Source organism: Streptomyces caelestis, assembly GCF_001279005.1.
GTDB classification, from domain to species: Bacteria; Actinomycetota; Actinomycetes; order Streptomycetales; family Streptomycetaceae; genus Streptomyces; species Streptomyces heliomycini.
The window spans coordinates 93,297-110,641 of sequence record NZ_LGCN01000240.1; the positions used below are offsets into that span (position 1 = coordinate 93,297).

General features: G+C 73.0%; 11 protein-coding genes. 8 read left to right on the forward strand and 3 right to left on the reverse strand.

Going from position 1 to position 17,345, the window contains the following annotated elements; translation table 11 throughout:
• Positions 1-145: 145 nt before the first annotated feature.
• Complete coding sequence (locus tag ADK41_RS32060; RefSeq protein ID WP_051843081.1) at positions 146-1,729, reverse strand: long-chain-fatty-acid--CoA ligase; 1,584 nt, start codon at positions 1,727-1,729, stop codon at positions 146-148.
• A 137-nt stretch (positions 1,730-1,866) separates the two neighbouring features.
• On the opposite strand from ADK41_RS32060, the gene hemA reads away from it, so the two are divergent.
• Positions 1,867-3,063, forward strand: a complete 1,197-nt coding sequence (gene hemA, locus ADK41_RS32065; protein WP_030823725.1) for a 5-aminolevulinate synthase — start codon at positions 1,867-1,869, stop codon at positions 3,061-3,063.
• A gap of 13 nt (positions 3,064-3,076) precedes the next feature.
• Here the strand turns inward: hemA and ADK41_RS32070 are convergent, their stop codons facing one another.
• Positions 3,077-5,023: an ATP-binding cassette domain-containing protein gene (locus tag ADK41_RS32070; RefSeq protein ID WP_234318664.1), complete on the reverse strand. Its 1,947-nt coding sequence runs from the start codon at positions 5,021-5,023 to the stop codon at positions 3,077-3,079.
• Between the two features lie 17 nt (positions 5,024-5,040).
• A complete protein-coding gene (locus ADK41_RS32075) occupies positions 5,041-6,747 on the reverse strand; it encodes an ABC transporter ATP-binding protein (protein WP_234318668.1) in 1,707 nt (568 codons plus the stop codon).
• Positions 6,748-7,120: 373 nt separating this feature from the next.
• Between ADK41_RS32075 and ADK41_RS32080 the strand changes: the two genes are divergently transcribed.
• From ADK41_RS32080 to ADK41_RS32110, 7 genes are all read left to right on the forward strand, one after another.
• Complete coding sequence (locus tag ADK41_RS32080) at positions 7,121-8,143, forward strand: NAD-dependent epimerase/dehydratase family protein (protein WP_078661880.1); 1,023 nt, start codon at positions 7,121-7,123, stop codon at positions 8,141-8,143.
• A gap of 5 nt (positions 8,144-8,148) precedes the next feature.
• Positions 8,149-10,098 carry an asparagine synthase (glutamine-hydrolyzing) gene (asnB, locus tag ADK41_RS32085; protein WP_030823738.1) on the forward strand — a complete coding sequence of 650 codons (1,950 nt, stop codon included), beginning with the start codon at positions 8,149-8,151 and terminating at the stop codon, positions 10,096-10,098.
• Positions 10,099-10,105: 7 nt separating this feature from the next.
• Positions 10,106-11,314, forward strand: a complete 1,209-nt coding sequence (locus ADK41_RS32090) for a Moenomycin biosynthesis protein MoeGT1 (RefSeq protein ID WP_030823741.1) — start codon at positions 10,106-10,108, stop codon at positions 11,312-11,314.
• Positions 11,311-12,852, forward strand: coding sequence for an asparagine synthase-related protein (locus tag ADK41_RS32095; protein WP_030823744.1), 1,542 nt, complete (start codon positions 11,311-11,313; stop codon positions 12,850-12,852). The genes ADK41_RS32090 and ADK41_RS32095 overlap by 4 nt, the downstream gene beginning before the upstream one ends.
• A 78-nt stretch (positions 12,853-12,930) precedes the next feature.
• A complete protein-coding gene (locus ADK41_RS32100) occupies positions 12,931-14,445 on the forward strand; it encodes a B12-binding domain-containing radical SAM protein (RefSeq protein ID WP_030823747.1) in 1,515 nt (504 codons plus the stop codon).
• Positions 14,435-15,745 carry a hypothetical protein gene (locus ADK41_RS32105; RefSeq protein WP_030823750.1) on the forward strand — a complete coding sequence of 437 codons (1,311 nt, stop codon included), beginning with the start codon at positions 14,435-14,437 and terminating at the stop codon, positions 15,743-15,745. The genes ADK41_RS32100 and ADK41_RS32105 overlap by 11 nt, the downstream gene beginning before the upstream one ends.
• Positions 15,745-17,337, forward strand: coding sequence for a carbamoyltransferase C-terminal domain-containing protein (locus ADK41_RS32110; protein WP_030823753.1), 1,593 nt, complete (start codon positions 15,745-15,747; stop codon positions 17,335-17,337). The genes ADK41_RS32105 and ADK41_RS32110 overlap by 1 nt, the downstream gene beginning before the upstream one ends.
• Positions 17,338-17,345: the final 8 nt, after the last annotated feature.

Here is a 17,345-nt window from a genome sequence, read left to right on the forward strand (position 1 = left end):
TCGGGAGATCTGCACGTGCGGTGGTGCGGGAGCGCTCCCCTCATGGCCGTGCCGGTGCGGTGTGGGGAGTGGTCGGTGTCGACGGGTACGGAAGACGCCGATGAGAGGACCGGTCGCCGGCCGGTCCGGCGCGGTGCCGGACGGCTCACGGAGGCGGCGGGCCGGCGTCGCCGGTCGGCCGGAGCAGCTCGGCCAGCTCCCTCTTGAGCACCTTTCCGCTCGATCCCAGGGGCAGACGGTCGAGGAAGACCACCCGCCGGGGGCGCCGGTAGGCCGCGATGTGGCGTTCACCCCAGGCCACCAGGGAGTCCGCCAGCTCCGCGCCCGGCGTCAGACCGTCCCGCGGCACCACCACGGCGCACACCTCCTGGCCGTGGACCGGATCGGGGAGCCCGACCACCGCGACCCGGGCGACCGCGGGGTGCCGGAGCAGCGCGTCCTCGACCTCTCGGGGGTAGACGTTGTATCCGCCCCGCAGGATCACGTCCTTCTTGCGGTCGACGACGGTCAGGTACCCCTCGTCGTCCAGCGTTCCGAGGTCTCCGGTGCGGAACCAGCCGGCGACGAACGCGGCGGCCGTGGCATCGGGGTCGTCGACGTATCCGGCCATCAGGTTGTGCCCGCGCACGACGATCTCGCCCACCTCTCCGGCGGGGAGCGGCTCCACGGTGTCCTCGGCCTCGGGGCGGGCCACGGCGACCTCCACGCCCCAGACCGGTTTGCCGACCGTGCCGGGTCTCCTCGGCCAGTCGCGCTGGTTGTAGGCGACGCAGGGGGACGTCTCGGTGAGGCCGTACCCCTCGTAGACCGGGCAGCCGAAGCCGTCCTCGAACGCGGCGAGCGTGTGCGCCGGCAGGGCCGCACCCCCGGAGTAGGCGCGTTCCAGCCTCGGCCGTACGGGACGGCGGGAGGCCGCCTCGACGAGGGCGAAGTACATGGTGGGCACGCCCATCAGGACCGTGCACCCCTCGGTCTCCATCAGGTCCAGCGCGTCCTCGGCGGTGAACCTCCGCATCAGCACCAGCCTCGCCCCGGCCCGGAAGGACGTCCCCATGCCGCAGATCTGGCCGAAGGTGTGGGAGAGCGGCAGGCAGCCGAGCAGCACGTCGGCGGAGCTCATCTCGAAGGGGGAGAGCATCGTGGTGGCGACGTTCATCACCAGGTTGAGGTGCGTGATCGCCGCGCCCTTGGGGCGGCCGGTGGTGCCGGAGGTGTAGAGGATCACCGCGATGTCGCCCGGGGCGCGGGGCACGGGTCCCGCCATCGGCGCGGCGGTGGCGGCGAGTTCGTCGAGCGCGGGGTGCGGGTCGTGGCCTTCGCCCGCGCCGACGGTGAGGACGGGGGTGCCCGCCGCCTCGGCCGCGGGCTCCGCCTCCCCCAGTGACTCGGCCGAGCAGACGAGGGCCCGGGCTTTCGAGTGGCGGAGGATGTAGGCGATGTCGTCGGTCTTCAGCAACACGTTCACGGGCACGGCGGTCGCGCCGAGGGCGAGGATCGCGAAGTACGCCATCGGAAAGTGCGGCGAGTTGGTCACCAGCAGGCCGATCCGGTCGCCGGGGCCCGTTCCCCGCTCGCGCAGCACCGCCGCGTACCGGAGCGCCGAGCTCCAGAGCGAGCCGTAGGTGATCCGCTCGGCGCCGGCGACCAGCGCGATGCGATCCGGCCACCGGCCCGCGGAGTCCGAGAGGATCGTGGCCGCCGAAAGCGTCGAATTCCTGTAAGCACTCATCACGACTCCGCTTCGCGTTCCGGTAATCGGCGGTCATCGGCCGTACGGCAGCAGGAAACGTATTCTGTGCAAGTCCCGCGGTGGATCCTAGGATGAGCCCGACCCATTGGGAAGCGGAAAAGGAGCGGACCTTGGACATGTCCCCGTACATGGACTTCTTCGTGCGCCTCGCCCACGAAACCGGTGATCGAAAGCGGGAGTTCCTCGAACTGGGCCGCAAGGCGGGCCGATTCCCTGCGGCGAGCACCTCGGATGGCGAGATCTCCATCTGGTGCAGCAACGATTATCTGGGTATGGGGCAGCATCCGGACGTCCTGGACGCGATGAAGCGCGCCGTGGACGAATACGGCGCCGGATCAGGGGGTTCCCGGAACATCGGCGGCACGAATCACTGCCATGTGGCTCTGGAGCGCGAGTTGGCCGACCTGCACGGCAAGGAGGACGCCGTTCTCTTCGCCTCGGGATATTCGGCCAACGAGGGATCGCTGTCGGTGCTCGCGGGTGTCGTCGACGACTGCCAGGCGTTCTCGGATTCGGCGAACCACGCGTCCATCATCGACGGGTTACGGCACAGCGGCGCCCGCAAGCACATATTCCGTCACAACGACGGGCAGCACCTGGAGGAGCTGCTGGCCGCGGCCGATCCGGACCGGCCGAAACTGGTCGTCCTGGAGTCCGTGCACTCGATGCGGGGCGACATCGCGCCCCTGGCGGAGGTCGCCGGTCTGGCCAAGCGGTACGGAGCCGTCACGTTCCTCGACGAGGTGCACGCGGTCGGCATGTACGGGCCGGAGGGTGCGGGGATCGCGGCTCGCGCCGGTCTCGACTCCGATTTCACGGTGGTGATGGGGACCCTCGCCAAGGCCTTCGGCATGACGGGCGGCTATGTCGCGGGACCGGCCGTGCTCATGGACGCGGTACGGGCCCACGCCCGTTCCTTCATCTTCACGACGGCGCTGCCGCCCGCGGTCGCGGCGGGCGCGCTCGCCGCGGCACGGCATCTGCGCGGCTCGGTCGTGGAGCGGGAGCGACTGGCGCGGAACGCCCGACTGATGCACGGGCTGCTGCGTGAGCGGGGCATTCCCGTGCTGTCGGACGAGTCCCACATCGTCCCCGTCCTGGTCGGCGAGGACGGGATGTGCCGGCGGATGTCGGTGCTGCTGCTGGAACGGCACGGCGCGTACGTCCAGGCCATCGACGCGCCCAGCGTCCCGGTCGGTGAGGAGATCCTGCGGATCGCGCCCTCGGCGGTGCACGAGCCCGATGAGATCCACCGGTTCGTGGGCGCCCTGGACGGCGTCTGGTCCGAGCTGGGGGCGGCCCGGAAGGTCTGAGGCCCCGCGGGTGTCACCGTCCGGGAGGGCCGGGCGGAGCGGGCCCGGCGTCCGCGGTCGCGTCTCCCGGACCCGTGCCGCTCCAGATCCTGCCCATCTCGGGGGATGCCGCCATGACCTCGTCGAAGGCGCCCGATGCCTCCACCCGCCCGTCCACGAGCACCACCACGCGGTCGGCCGCGCGCAGCAGCGCCGGCCGGTGGGAGACCGCGAGCACGGTGCGCGTCCCGTCCAGCAGCCTCTCCCACAGCAGGTGCTCGGTGTCCGGGTCCAGGGCGCTGGAGACGTCGTCCAGCACCAGGAGTTCGGGGCCGCCCGCCAGCATGCGGGCGATGGCGGCGCGCTGGACCTGTCCGCCCGACAGGCGCAGGCCGCGCGGGCCCACCACGGTGTCCGGTCCGTCCTGCATCGTCGCGAGGTCGGGCTCCATCACGGCGAGGCGGACGGCCTCGTCGAAGGCCGCGCCGTCCCGGCCCAGGAGGACGTTCTCCCGCACCGTCCCGCTGAACAGCCGCGGGACCTGCGGGGTGTATCCGCAGCGGGGTGCGATCAGGAACGAGGCCGGGTCGGTGACGGGTTCGCCGTTCCACAGGACGGTGCCCCCGTCGTGCGGCAGCAGTCCGAGCACGGCCCGGACGAGGGTGCTCTTGCCGGAGCCGACGCGGCCGGTGACCACGGTGACGGTGTGCCGCTCCACCACCAGGTCCACGTCCGCTATGCCGTGCGGTGTGCCGGGGTGGCGGGCCGTCAGGCGGCGGACGGTCAGTTCCCGCAGGGGCGACTCCCCTGGGGGCAGTCCCCGTGCGGGCGATTCCCGCGGGGACGGGGCGGGTCGCGGGTCGGTGTCCGGGGCGGCGGCCTTCTCCTCCGCTTCCGGTACGAGGGGCGGACCGGCCCGCTCCGGGGACCACCGCAGCCGGCCGCCGAGGAAACCGGCGACCCGTCCCAGCGCCACGGAGACCCGCTGCAGCCGTACGGACAGCATGCCGATCGAACCGAGGGCCTCGGTCAGGACCTGCAGGTAGAAGGCGAACAGGGCGAGGTCGCCGACGCTGAAGGCCCCCTCGTCCATCCGGCCCGCGACCAGCAGGAGCACCATGGCGACCCCGATCGGAGCCGCGTTGCCGATCACCGTGCGCTGGACGACGGCGTACAGTTCCTCCCGCACCGCGGCTCGGGCACGGACACCGTTCAGCCGGGTGACGTGCGCGGCGACCCGCGGTTCGGCGGCGGCCGCCTGCACCGCTCCGACGGCGCCCACCATCTCCCGCAGGGCTCCCGCCACCTCGCCGGACGCGGCCCGGGTGGCGCGCCGGTAGCGCAGGAACCGGCTGTGGGCCAGTGCGGTGACCAGCGTCAGCAGGACGAGGAGGGCGAGAAGGGCGCCGGTGACCGCGGCGTCGACGCGCATCATCACCGTGACCGACGCGGCGACGAACAGCCAGTGGGCGAGGTTGGTCGGCGCCCAGGCGACGAAGAACCCCGTCTCGTCGACGTCCTCGCCCACGGTGCGCAGGGACTCACCGGGCGTGGTGCGGGCGGTCACCTCCGGCCCGCGCAGAGCCGAGCCGAGCAGGGCGTGCCGCAGCCGGGCCGTGGTGCCGTACTGGACCTTCGGCTCCAGCCTGGTGATGATCACGCCGAACTGGAGAAAGAGGCGTCCCGCCTCGATCCCGGCCACCAGGGCGATGATCAGCCATACGCCGCCGTCCGCGCCGAGCGCGTCGAACAGCCGCTGGAACAGCAGCCCCACCGCGAGCGTGCCCAGCCGCAGGAGGATCCACAGACCGGTGAGGGTCCAGTAGACGCGGGCGGACCCGCGCAGCACGTCCACGAGCCGCCCGAGGACGGACCGCCGCTCGGCTCCCCCGGCCGCGGGCCCCGTCCGTTCCCGCTCCGCCTCCCGGTCCGCCGGCCCTCCTCCGTCGTCCGCCCGCTCCACGGGCCGCAGCCGGGTCACGGCCCGTCCCCCGTCCCTCACCGGGCGGCCCCCGCCGTGCGGAGGAGTTCGTGGAAGTGCGACGAGGGGTCGGCGGCGAGGGCGGTCCGCTCCCCCTCCTCGGCGACCTCGCCGTCCTCCAGTACCAGGATCCGGTCGGCGTTGCGCAGCAGGTGCGGCCGGTGCTCGACCACGACGGCGGTCCTGCCGTCGAGAAGCCGCTCCAGCGCGGGCACCAGAAGCCGCTCGCTGTACGGATCCAGCCGGGCCGTCGGCTCGTCCATCAGGACCAGTCCCGGATCGCGCAGGAACACCCTGGCCAGCGCGAGTTGTTGCTCCTCGCCCGCGGACATGCCGCGGGCGCCGGCGCCGAGCAGCGTGTCCAGACCGTCGGGCAGGGTGCGCAGCCAGGGGCCGAGCCCCGCCTCGCCCAGCGCGGCGTGCAGCCGGTCGTCGGAAACGGTGCGGTCGAAGAAGGTGAGGTTGTCGCGCAGTGCGGCGTGGAAGACGTGCACCTCCTGCGTGACCAGCGCGACCCGGCCGCGCAACGCCCGGGGGTCGAGTTCCGTCACGTCCAGGCCTCCGGCCGACACCGTGCCCGTCACCGGCCGGTGGAGCCCGAACAGCAGCCGCACCACGGTGGACTTGCCGCTCCCGGTGCGCCCCACGACGCCGAGGCGTTCGCCGGGGCGCAGGGTGAAGGAGACGTCCCGCAGCACCGGCTCGTCGGGCTCGTAGGAGAAGGAGACCCGGTCGAAGCGGACGCCGGGCCGCCCGGCCGGCAGGGTCCGGTTCCCCGTGCGGGGCGCCGTCCCGTGGCCCAGCAGGTCCCTCAGCCGCTGGACGCTCGCGGCGGCGTCCTCCAGGTCGCGGAAGCGGGTGGTGACCGCGAGCAGGGGGCGGCGCAGCAGCATGGCGTAGGACAGGGAGGCGAAGGCCGTCCCGGTGGAGAGCTGGCCGCGGGAGTGCAGCCAGGCGCTGACCGCCAGGGCGAGGACGACGCTGACGGCGGACAGGCCCTGCACGGTGGCGGGCCAGCGGGCCGAGACACGGGCGGCCTCCCGGGCCTTGCGGTACAGGTCGTCCTGGCGCTCGCCGAGTTCCCGCAGCGTGTACCGCGCGGCCCCGTTGGAGCGCAGGTCCTCCGCCGCCGCGAGGCGCTCCTCGAGGAAGCCCTGCAGGTCCGCCGCCACCCGCTGCCGTGCGGTGACGAAGGGCATGGCGCGGCCCACCAGGGTCCGCAGCAGCAGAAGGGTGCCTGCCGCGAACGGGGCGAAGACCAGGGCGAGCCGCCACTCCAGCCGGAACAGGGCGACGAGGACGCCGACGATCAGCAGCGCCTGGGCCAGCAGCTCCAGCAGCAGCGCCGACATCACCGCGGCGAGCCGGGTGACGTCGCCGTCCATCCGCTCGACGAGTTCGCCCGGAGGATGTGCGCGGTAGAAGTCCGGCGGCCGGCTCAGGCAGTGCGCGACCAGGTCCGCACGGAGCCGGTCGGTGCTGCGCCAGGCCAGCCGCGAGGACAGCGCCTCGGTGCCCGTGGTGACCACGAGCACGCCCAGGGCGGCGGCCAGGGACCAGGCGGCCAGGTCCGTCAGCGCGCCGCCGGAGTCGCCCGAGAGCGTCCCGTCGATGAACCCGCGCAGCAGGTAGGGCGCCACGAGCTGGAGCACGATCCCGGAAGGGACCAGCAGGGCCAGCAGCGTCATGGCGGTCCGTTCGCCGCGCAGGTAGCGGACGAGCATGGAAAGGTGCCGTAACGGGCTGCCTGCCAACGTATCCTCCCCCATTCGCCCGGCGGCGAACGACCAGCATAAAGTCCCCCGCGTCTCCTTGTGAATGACACCGGAATGCCGATTGCGCCCCTCCCGACCAGGGACTGAAGCATGCTATTGCTCGTGATTGACGCGTGCTGTTAGACTCCCCAGGTCTCTTGGTCCGGACATGTGTTTCTCGACGCCAAAAGCCTGGTCAGCCGCGTTCTTCACCGCCGCACAGCGCCACGGGCGTCCGGGCGGTCGGACCGGTCGATCCGGAGGCAGACGCGCGCACGTGCACCGAATGCACCGCCCAAGCACCGCCTTGAACAGCCACATGTGAGCGAAACAAGGGGGATTCATGCCGAGCGACACACGCGGTACGGACTCAACGGACGACAACGTTCTGGTCACCGGTGCGGCCGGTTTCATCGGATCGCATCTCGTGACGGAATTGAGGAGTTCCGGCAGAAACGTTGTGGCGTTGGACCGCAAGCCATTTCCTGACGACTTGGAGAGGCGGCCGCCAGGCCTTTCCGGATCACTCCGGACGATACGCGGCGATCTGAACTCGCTCCGTCTGGCGGACTGCCTGGAAAACACCTCGACGGTGTTCCACCTGGCCGCATTACCCGGGGTCCGCCCGTCGTGGACCCAATTCCCCGAGTACCTCCAGTGCAACGTACTGGCGACCCAGCGCCTGCTGGAGGCCTGCGTCCAGGCCGGAGTGGAACGCGTGGTGGTCGCCTCGTCGTCCAGCGTGTACGGCGGCGCGGACGGCGCGATGAGCGAGGACGACCTGCCCCGTCCGCTCTCCCCCTACGGGGTCACCAAGCTCGCCGCGGAGCGGCTGGCCCTGGCCTTCGCCGCCCGGGACGACGCCAAACTGTCGGTCGGCGCCCTGCGGTTCTTCACCGTCTACGGTCCCGGACAGCGCCCGGACATGTTCATCTCCCGCCTGATCCGGTCGACGCTGCGCAACGAGCCCGTCGAGATCTACGGCGACGGGACCCAGCTCCGCGACTTCACCCACGTGTCCGACGTGGTGCGCGCGCTGGTGCTGGCCGCGGCGGTCCGGGACCGGGGCAGCGCGGTCCTGAACATCGGCACGGGGAACGCCGTCTCGGTCAACGAAGTGGTTTCCATGACCACCGAGTTGACCGGATCGCGCCCGTGCACCTCGTACGGCGCGGCCCGCATCGGCGACGTCCGCTCGACCACCGCCGACGTCCGGCGGGCGGCCGGCGTCCTGGGCTTCACGGCCCGGACGGGACTGCGCGAGGGACTCGCCACCCAGATCGAGTCGACCCGGCGGTCGCTGGCCCGCGAAGCGCAGGACGCCGTCGCGGTCGACGGTTCCACGGCGTCCGCACCGCGGCTGTAGCCGGCATGTGCGGATTCGTCGGATTCAGTGACTCGGGCTTCGCGCGGGAGGACAGGTGGGCCACGGCCGAGCACATGCTCGCCGCCGTGGCGCACCGCGGCCCCGACGGCTCGGGCCGGCTGCACCACCGGGGCGTCACCCTCGCGCACTGCGCCCTGACCTTCACCGACCCGGATCACGGCACGCAGCCGTTCGTCTCCGCGTCGGGAGCGACCGCCCTGGTGTTCAACGGCGAGATCTACAACCACGCCGAACTGCGCGCCGAGCTACGGGCCGCCGGCGTCGCGCTGCGCACCGGCAGCGACACCGAGGTCCTGGTGGAGCTGTACGAGTTGCGGGGAACGCGGATGCTCGAGCGGCTGCGGGGCATGTTCGCCTTCGCCCTGCACGACGCCCGTACCGGCACCACCGTGCTGGCCCGCGACCCGATGGGCAAGAAGCCCCTCTACTACACCCGGGTGCCGAACGGCATCGCCTTCGCCTCCGAGCTCACCGCCCTGCTGCGGCACCCCGCCGCACCGCGCGTCCCCGATCCCGGCGCGCTCGCCGACTACCTGGTGTTCCAGGCGTTCTGCGCCCCCGCCTCGGCCGTGCGGGGAGTGAGCAAGGTACGCCCCGGAAGCTGTGTCACCCACGAGCGCGGAAAGTTGCGGGAGACCGAGTTCTGGCGGCCCCGCCTCGCCCCCGGCAGCGGAGCGCGCCGGGGTCCCGGACTGCGGGAGGCCGAGCGGCAGTTCGAGGAGTTGTTCCGGGCCGCCGTCGCCCGGCGCGTCACCAGCACCGACCGCCGCCTGGGCGTGCTGCTCAGCGGCGGACTGGACTCCAGCGCGGTGGCCGCGGTGGCCCAGCAGCTCCGGCCGGAGCGGCCGGTGCCCACCTTCAGCGCGGGGTTCGTGGACCCGGACTTCGACGAGAGCGACCACGCCCTGGCGGTGGCACGCCATCTCGGCACCGAACACCATGTGGTGCGGATCGGCGGCCCGGACCTGGCGGACGTGGTGGAGTCCGAACTGGCTTACGCGGACGAGCCGTTGGCCGACCCCTCCCTGCTGCCGACGCGTCTGGTCTGCCGGGCGGCCCGCGCGCACGTGCGGGGCGTCCTCACCGGTGACGGCGCGGACGAACTACTCCTGGGGTACCGCTACTTCCAGGCCGAGCGGGCGATCGAGCTGCTGCTGCGCGTTCTGCCCGCCCCCCGGCTGGAGGCTCTCGCCCGGCAGCTCGCGCGCCGGCTGCCGGCCCGTTCCGGCAACCTTCCCGTGGCGGCGGCCCTCGGTCTGCTGGCCAGGGGACTGCGCGCCTCCCCCGAGCACCGCTTCTATCTCTCGACGGCACCCTTCACCCCGGGTGAGCTGCCGGAGGTGCTCACCCCCGAGGCCGGGGCCGAGCTGACCGGGCACGATCCGTTCGCCGAGATCTCACGCCTGCTCCGGGACCAGCCCGGCCTCTCCCAGGTCCAGCTCAGCCAACTCGCCGTGACGACCCACTTCCTGCGGGACGTGATCCTCACCAAGACGGACCGGGGCGGCATGCGCAGCGCCCTCGAACTGCGGTCGCCCTTCCTCGACCTGGACCTGGTCGAGTACGGCAACTCCCTGCCCACCGGCCTGAAACTGCACCGGTTCACCGGCAAGTACCTGCTGCGGCGGATCGCCGCCGACTGGCTTCCCCCCGCCGTCGTGCGCAGGACCAAACGGGGCTTCCGCGCGCCGACGGCCGCTCTGCTCCGCGGGGAGCTGCGGCCCCTGCTCCTGGACACCCTCTCCACGGCGTCGCTGCGCCGCGGCGGTCTGTTCGACACCGGGGCGGTGCGCCTGCTGATCGACGACCACCTCGGCGGCCGGCGGGACACGTCCCGCAAGCTGTGGGCCCTCCTGGTCTACCAGCTCTGGGCCGAGAACCTGACGGCCCGGCCCCGCGCCTCCGAGTCCCCCGCGTACCCGGCCCTCTCCTAGGAGAACCATGGCTGCTCCCGACCGACCGCACATCCACGTGCTCTCCCCCCGGACCTGGGGCGAGTTCGGCAACTACCTGGCCGCGACGCGCTTCTCCCGCGCCCTGCGGAGCGCGATCGACGCGGAGGTGACCCTCCTGGAGGCGGAACCGATCCTGCCGTGGATCGGGGAGGCCGGGGCGGAGATCCGGACCATCTCCCTGGAGAGCCCCGACGCGGTGGTCCGCAACCAGCGGTACATGGCTCTCATGGACCGCCTCCAGACGCGTTTCCCGGAAGGGTTCGAGGCCGACCCCACGCCCGCCCAGCGGGCCGACCTGGAGCCCCTCACCCGGCATCTGCGCCGTACCGCCCCGGACGCGGTGGTCGGCACGAAGGGGTTCGTGGCGAGGCTGTGCGTCGCCGCCGTCCGGCTGGCCGGAACGTCCACCCGGGTGGTCAGCCACGTGACCAACCCCGGGCTGCTGCACCTGCCGCTGCACCGCAGCCGGTACCCGGACCTGACGTTGGTCGGCTTCCCCCGGGCGAAGGAGCACCTGCTCGCCACGGCCGGCGGCGACCCGGAGCGCGTACGGGTGGTGGGGCCGCTCGTCGCGCAGCACGACCTGCGGGACTTCATGACCAGCGAGTCGGCCGCCTCCGACGCGGGCCCCTGGGGCGCCGGTCCGGGCCCGGACCGGCCCCGGGTGATCGTCTTCTCCAACCGGGGCGGGGACACGTACCCGGAGCTGGTGCGGCGCCTCGCCGACCGGCACCCCGGCATCGACCTCGTCTTCGTCGGCTACGGCGACCCCGAGCTGGCCCGTCGCACCGCGGCCGTCGGACGACCCCACTGGCGGTTCCACAGCGTGCTCGGGCAGAACGAGTACTTCGACTACATCCGCCGTGCCTCCCGGTCGAGGTACGGGCTCCTCATCTCGAAGGCCGGCCCCAACACCACCCTCGAGGCGGCCTACTTCGGCATACCGGTGCTGATGCTCGAATCGGGGCTGCCCATGGAGCAGTGGGTGCCGGGACTCATCGACGAGGAGGGGCTGGGCCGCGCCTGCGCCACACCCGAGGAGCTCTTCGGCACGGCGGACGACTGGCTGTCCCGCCCCTCGGTGATCGAGGGGCACAAGAAGGCCGCGCTCTCCTTCGCCGACTCCGTGCTGGACCAGGACGCGGTGACGGACCGGATCGGAGCCGCCCTCCGGGCCCTGCTGGAAGCCCGGTGACCGTCCGCCGCGGAGCCGCGCCCGCCCCCCGCCTCCTCCTGGTCGCGGGGGCCGGCGGGGTGCGCGCGGAGGGCGACGCGGAGGTGCGCCTCGGGCACCCCCTCACCGGCGACCACCTGGACCCGGGCCCGCCGGCCGAAGGCGTCTTCGCCGGGTGGCGCTGGGACGGCGAACGCCTGGTGGCCCGCAACGACCGGTACGGCGTCCGCCCTCTCTTCTACCGGTCCGGCGGCGCCTCGCTCGCCCTCTCCCCCGACCCGCTGGCGCTGCTGCCGGACGACGGGCCCGCCGAGCTGGACCACGACGCGCTGGCCGTCTTCCTCCGGCTGGGGTTCTTCCTCGCCGAGGACACCGCCTTCGCCGGGATCCACGCGCTGCCCCCGGCGGCCACGCTCACCTGGGACACCGGCGGGACGCGGCTTCGGTCCGCAGGGCTGCCGTGCCCCGGACCCACCGGGATGACCGAGGAGCAGGCGGTCGACGGCTTCATCGACCTGTTCCGCGCCTCGGTGGCTCGCCGGGCGCCCGGCGAGCCGTACGAACTGCCGCTCAGCGGCGGCCGGGACTCCCGGCACATCCTGCTCGAACTGTGCCGCCTGGCAGCGCCGCCGCGACGGTGCGTGAGCGGTTCGAAGTTCCCTCCCGATCCGGGGGCCGACGCCCGCGTCGCGGCCGCTCTCGCGGCCCGGCTGGGCCTGCCGCACACGGTGGTGCCCCGTCCGCGCGCGCAGTTCCGCGCCGAACTGTCCGCGCTGCCCGCGCAGGGCATGACGACCCTGGACGGCGCGTGGACCCAGCCGCTCCTGGCCCACCTGCGCCGCCACAGCCGCGTCTCCTACGACGGACTCGGCGGCGGGGAGCTGGCCCAGAACCCGAGCGTCGCCTTCATCCGGGCCCATCCCTACGATCCCTCCGGCCTGCCCGGCCTGGCGGACCGGCTGCTGGACGCGGGCCGGACCGGCCCGCACCTGGAGCACCTGCTGGGTCCGCGCACGAGCGTGCTGTGGAGTCGGCAGGCGGCCCGGCGGCGTCTGGTCACCGAGCTGGCCCGGCACGCGGACAGCGCCTGCCCGCTCAGTTCCTTCTTCTTCTGGAACCGGACCCGGCGCTCCATCTCCGCGGCCCCGTTCGCCCTGGGCGACGGACGGCTCGTGACGCACACCCCCTATCTCGACCACGCCCTCTTCGACCACCTCGCCGCGGTGCCGCGCCGGTTCCTGGTCGACGGGACGTTCCACGACCGGGCGCTGCACCGGGCCTTCCCCGAGCACGCGGACCTGGGTTTCGCCTCGTCGGCGCCCCAGCTGCACGGGCCCCCGCTGGTCGCGCACCGGCTGGCGTACCTGCTGCGGTTCCTCGCGCACGCGGTGGCCGTGGAACCGCGGTGGTGGCGCAGCCCCGACCGCTTCCTGCAACGGCTGCTGGCCGCCGGCCGGGGGCCCGGGGCGCCGCAGCGCGTCAGCCGGCTCCAGCCCCTGGCGCTCTATCTGTTGCAACTGGAGGGCTTCGCCACCCGGCGGTCCGGCCACCGGTCCTAGCGACCGGACACCCGCACACCCGTCAGACCCGCACACCGCACCCGACCACAGCCGCAGGGCCCAGAAGGAGCGCACCGCATGCGGAAGACATTGCCCGTGATCAGCACAGGTCCCGCCGCGGGGACGGCTTCGGGCGGCTGCTCGACCCCGGCCGCGGCCCCGGCCCGTTCGGCACTGCCGCTCTGGCGCAAGCGCAGGCTGCGCATCGCCCTCGTGCGCCACCACGACCTGTGCCTGAACACCCGGCAGATAACCCGGGTCCAGAAGCGGGCCGGTGTACTGCCGCACCTCGGACTGGGCTACATCCACACCGCGCTGAAGTCGGCCGGGTTCCACAACGTCATCCAGGTCGACACCCCCGCCCTGGGCCTCGACAGCGAAGGGCTGCGCAAACTGCTCGCGGACTTCGGACCGGACCTGGTCGGGGTGAGCACCACGACGCCCGGCCTGCCCGGCGCCATCGAGGCGTGCGAAGCGGCCAGGAGCACCGGGGCCAAGGTGATCCTGGGCGGGCCGCACACGGAGGTGTACGCGCAGGAGAACCTCGTCCATGACTGCATCGACTACATCGGCGTCGGCGAAGGCATCACGATCATGCCGGAACTGGCGGAGGCGATGGAGCGGGGCGAGGACCCGGAGGGCATCCGCGGCCTGGTGACCCGCAAGCACGACGGTGGCGCCGCGCCCATGGTGAACCTGGAGGAGGTCGGCTGGCCGGAACGCTCCGGGCTCCCGATGGACAGCTACTACTCCATCATGGCCCCGCGGCCGTTCGCGACGATGATCTCCAGCCGCGGCTGCCCCTTCAAGTGCAGCTTCTGCTTCAAGCAGGCCGTGGACAAGAAGTCCATGTACCGCAGTCCCGAGGACGTCGTCGGCGAGATGACGGAGCTCAAGGAGCGGTGGGGGGTGAAGGAGATCATGTTCTACGACGACGTGTTCACCCTGCACCGCGGCCGGGTGCGGGAGATCTGCGCGCTCATCAAGGAGCGGGGCCTCAAGGTCCGCTGGGAGGCGCCCACCCGCGTCGACCTGGTGCCCGAACCGCTGTTGGAGGCGATGGCCGGGGCCGGGTGCGTGCGCCTGCGGTTCGGCATCGAGCACGGCGACACCGAGATCCTCGAGCGGATGCGCAAGGAGAGCAACATCGAGAAGATCGAGAAGGCGGTCACCTCCGCCCACGAGGCCGGGATCAAGGGCTTCGGGTACTTCATCGTCGGCTGGCTCGGCGAGACCCGGGAGCAGTTCCGCAAGACCGTCGACCTCGCCTGCCGGCTCCCCCTGGACTACGCCAGCTTCTACACCGCGACGCCCCTGCCCGGCACCCCCCTGCACACGGAGTCCGTGGCCGCCGGCCGGATTCCGTCCGACTACTGGGACCGGTTCGTGCGGGGCGAGTTCGACGCGCGGATCGGATACCTGGTGCCGGACGCGCAGGAGCGTGCCCAGCGGGCGTACCGGTCCTTCTTCATGCGCCGTGCGATGGTCGGGCCGCTGCTGTCGCACATGGCGGTGACCGGCCAGTGGCGCAACACCCTGGACGGCCTGCGCAGCCTGCACCGGTCCACGTCCAACACCGAACGTGACTTCTGAGCCCGCGGCCCCGGCCGCCCCGCGTCCGCCGGCCCGTCCGGGGCCGCCGGTCCCCCTCAACCGTCCGCTCGGGCGGCACAGGCGCCGGCCGTCCGGTGAGGGATGGCTGACGCACCATCTGCGCAGCACGATGGCCCGGGGTTTCAGGCCCCCGGAATCCTGGGACGTCCCGGTCCGGCACGTGCTGCCGGGGCTGCCGGCGGACGGGACCGTGCGGGCCGAGGAGGCGGCGGCGGCGCTGCGCACCCCCGCCGGGCAGCCGGGCATCGCCATGGTCGTGCCGACCTACGTCGCCCGGACCGGCCTGGCGCGGCAGCGGGAATGGTTCGGCGCGTTGCTGGACCAGGCGGCCGCGGTGGCCGGGGACCATCCTCGGGTGCCCCTGGTGCTGTTCGTCGGCATGCAGTGGTCGTCGGCCGGCGAGGAGGCGGAGTCGCTGCGGCGCCTGCGCGTGCTGCTGGACGACGCCCGCGTCCGGCTGCCCGGTCTGCGGGTCTGCGGTCTCTCGCTGCCCGGGCCGGGCAAGCCCCGTACCCTCAACGGGGCGATCGCGGTCGCCGAGCTCCTCGGCTGCGCGGGCGTCGGGTGGGCCGACGACGACGTGGCCCTGGAGGACGGCTGCCTGTCCCGGCTGGTGCGGGACTTCCTGGCGGCGGGGTGCCGCGGCGCGGTCGGCGCGACCAAGATCGCGCACACCCACGCGTACGCCACTTCCCGGCTGCTGTCCCGGGCCAAGGCGATCGCCGCGCCGGCGACGAACTACCCGCACGGCTGCTGCCTCCTGGTGGCCACCGACGTGGTGGCCGGCGGGCTGCCGGGGCGGTACGTGTCCGACGACGGCTATGTGTGCTTCCGTCTCCTCGACCCCGCGCTGCCCGACCCGCTGGCCCGCCTGCGGCTGGTTCCGGACGCCCGGTGCCACTACTACGTGGCGGGGCCGGCCGGTGAGACCCGCCGCAGGATCCGCAGGCTGCTGCTCAACCACCTCGTCGACGTCGCCGACTGGCCGCTGCCCGTGGTCCGTCACTACTTCGGCCACGTCCTCTTCGGCGGCATGTGGCCCCTGACCGGTTTCGACTCCTCCCACGGCGCCCGCCACGGCGTGCAGAAGGCGCTCATCAAGTGGCTGTACTTCGCCTGGTTCGCGGGCATCGGGGGCGAGCTGTACGCGCGTGGACTGTGCGGCAGGCCGCTGCGCGGCATCGAGTGGGCCCCGTACTCGGACCTCCGCAGGATCACGCCGTCGTCCCCGTCGCCCGCCGCGTCCCCACCGTCCTCCTCCACGCGTCAGGAGAGCTGATGAAGGTACTCTCACTCCACTCCGCCGGGCACGACACCGGCGTCGCCTACTTCGAGGACGGGCGACTGGTCTTCGCCGTCGAGACCGAACGGCTCACCCGGGTCAAGCACGACCACCGCTGCGACGTCGCCCTGCGCCACGTGCTCGCGCAGGAGTGCGTGGACACCGACGGCATCGACCTGGTGGCCGTGAGCACGCCGGTGCGCAGCGGGCTGCTGCGCATCCCCGACATGGACCGGGCCCTGGAGCGGACGGCGGCGGGCGCGCTCCACCACCGGACCGTCTGCGAGATGCTGGGACGCCGGGTGGAATGCGTCGTGGTCACCCACGAGGTCTCCCATGCGGCGCTGGCCGCCCACTACGCGGGCTGGGAGGAGGGCGCCGTCGTCCTCGTCAACGAGGGCCGCGGACAGCTCACCCGCAGCTCCCTGTTCCGGGTGTCGGAGGGGGCCCTGAAGTGGGTCGACAAGGACCCGCTGCCCTGGTACGGCAACGGCTTCGGGTGGACGGCGATCGGGTACCTCCTCGGTTTCGGCCCGAGCCCCAGCGTGGCCGGCAAGGTGATGGCCCTGGGCGGCTACGGGCAGCCCGACGCCCGCATCCGCGAACAGTTGCTGGCGGTCGACCCGGACGTGATGAACGACCGGGACCTCGCCGAACGGGTGCGCGCGGACCTGGCCGCCCGGCCCGAGTTCGGCTCCGGGTTCGAGACGGCCTCGCACGTGGTGGCGACGTTACAGGAGATGTTCACCGGGGCCGTCCGGGAGGTGCTCGACCGGTACGTGACGCGCACGGACGCCGGGGCGGGCCCGATCGCCCTCGGCGGCGGCTGCGCCCTGAACATCGTGGCCAACTCGGCGCTGCGGGCGGAGTACGGACGGGACATCGCCGTCCCGCCCGCCTGCGGGGACGCGGGGCACCTGACGGGAGCCGGCCTCTACGCGCTCTCCCAGGTGGCCGGTGTGACACCGGAGCCGTTCGCCGTCTACCGCAACGGCGGGGGCGACAGCCGCGCCGACGTCCTGGAGGCGGTGGAGCGCGCGGGACTGCGGGCCGTCGACTACGACCGGTCCGAGGTCGCCGGGGTGCTGGCCGCGGGCGGGGTCGTGGCGCTGACGCAGGGGGCGGCGGAACTGGGGCCGCGCGCGCTGGGGCACCGGTCGCTGCTGGGCTCTCCCTCGGTGCCGGGCATGCGCGAGCGCATGAGCGAGAAGCTGAAACAGCGCGAGTGGTACCGGCCGCTGGGCGCCGTGATGCGCGACGAGCGGTTCGCCGCGCTGTATCCGGGGCAGGCGCCGTCGCCGTACATGCTCTTCGAGTACCGGCTGCCGGACGGGACCGCGCCCGAGGCCCGGCACGTCAACGGCACCTGCCGGATCCAGACCCTGGGCCCCGGCGAGGACCGGCTGTACGGTCTGCTCGACGCGTTCGAGGGGCTGACCGGCGTGCCCGCGCTGATCAACACCTCGCTCAACGGGCCGGGCCGGCCCATCGCGCACACCGCCCGGGACGTACTCGACGACTTCGCGCACACGGACGTCGACCTCTTCGTGTTCGACGACCTGATGGTGCGGGGCGGTGCGGCACGCTGACGCCGGGC